This window comes from Streptomyces sp. a15 (genome assembly GCF_059026085.1).
In genome coordinates, this window is sequence record NZ_JBWLKM010000211.1 from 1 (window position 1) to 1,826 (window position 1,826).

A 1,826-nucleotide genomic window follows, 5' to 3' on the forward strand; every position below is an offset into this window, starting at 1 on the left:
TCGATGGAGCCGGCGAGGTCCTCGACGGTGGCGATGGCCCAGGCGTTGCCCTGCTTGGTCATCTTGCGCTGGAGGCCCGAGATGATGCCGCCGATGGTGACGACCGCGCCGTCCGCGTGCTCACCGCCGGTGAGCTGGGCGATGCCCGCGTCGGCCTTGTCGGAGAGCACGTGCTCCAGTCCGAAGAGGGGGTGGTCGGAGACGTAGAGACCGAGCATCTCCCGCTCCTGGGCGAGAAGATAGGTCTTGTCCCATTCCTCCGTGGTGAACTCCACGTCGAGCCCGAAGCCCGGTTCGCTGCTGTCGTCCTCGCCCATGCCGCCGAAGAGGTCGAACTGGCCCTCGGCCTCCTTGCGCTTGACCGCGACCACGTTGTCGATCATCGAGTCGAAGTGCGCGGTGAGGCCCTTGCGGGTGTGCCCCATCGTGTCGAAGGCGCCCGCCTTGATCAGCGACTCCGTGGTGCGCTTGTTGCAGGCGACGGCCTCGACCTTGTCGAGGTAGTCGGGGAAGGAGGCGTACTTCCCCTTGGCCTTGCGGCTGCGGATGATCGACTCGACCACGTTGGTGCCGACGTTGCGGACGGCTTCGAGGCCGAACAGGATGACGTCGTCGCCCTGGGCGGCGAAGTTGTGCTCCGACTCGTTGACGTTCGGCGGGAGCACCTTGATCTTCATACGCCGGCACTCGTTGAGGTAGACGGCCGACTTGTCCTTGTCGTCCTTGACCGAGGTGAGCAGCGCGGCCATGTACTCGGCCGGGTAGTTGGCCTTGAGGTACGCCGTCCAGTAGGAGACCAGGCCGTACGCGGCGGAGTGTGCCTTGTTGAAGGCGTAGCCGGCGAAGGGGACCAGCACGTCCCACAGGGCCTGGATGGCCTCGTCGCTGTAGCCGTTCTTCTTGGCGCCGGCCTGGAAGATGGTGAAGTTCTTCGCCAGTTCCTCGGGCTTCTTCTTGCCCATCACGCGGCGGAGGATGTCGGCCTCGCCGAGGGAGTACCCGGCGATGATCTGGGCGGCCTTCTGCACCTGCTCCTGGTAGACGATCAGGCCGTAGGTGACCGCGAGGACCTCTTCGAGCGGCTCCTCCAGCTCCTTGTGGATCGGTGTGATCTCCTGGCGGCCGTTCTTGCGCTCGGCGTAGTTGATGTGCGAGTTCATGCCCATCGGGCCGGGCCGGTACAGGGCCGAGACGGCGGAGATGTCCTCGAAGTTGTCGGGCTGCATCTGGCGGAGCAGGGAGCGCATCGGGCCGCCGTCGAACTGGAAGACGCCGAGCGTGTCACCGCGGCAGAGCAGTTCGAAGGTCTTGGGGTCGTCCAGCGGGAGCGCGAGCATCTCCAGGTCGATGCCCTTGTTGGCCTTCACCATCTTGATGGCGTCGTCCATGATCGTGAGGTTGCGCAGGCCGAGGAAGTCCATCTTCAGCAGGCCGAGCGACTCGCACTGCGGGTAGTCCCACTGGGTGATGGTCACGCCGTCGGTGTGCCGCACCCAGATCGGGGCGTGGTCGACGATGGGCTCGCTGGACATGATCACGCCGGCCGCGTGCACACCCATCTGCCGGACCAGGCCCTCGACGCCCTTGGCGGTGTCGATGACCTTCTTCACGTCCGGTTCGTTCTCGTACATCGACCGGATCTCGCCCGCCTCGCTGTAGCGCGGGTGGGAGGGGTTGGTGATGCCGTCGAGGTCGATGCCCTTGCCGAGGACGTCGGCGGGCATGGCCTTGGTGAGGCGGTCGCCCATCGCGTACGGGTAGCCCAGCACGCGCGCGGAGTCCTTGATGGCGTTCTTCGCCTTGATCTTGCCGTAGGTGCCGATCAT

At 65.7% G+C, this 1,826-nt stretch carries 1 protein-coding gene; it reads right to left on the reverse strand.

Going from position 1 to position 1,826, the window contains the following annotated elements; translation table 11 throughout:
* Positions 1–1,826 (reverse strand): DNA polymerase III subunit alpha (gene dnaE, locus AC5P09_RS51665; protein ID WP_493880585.1); only part of this gene is annotated, 1,826 nt, incomplete at both ends.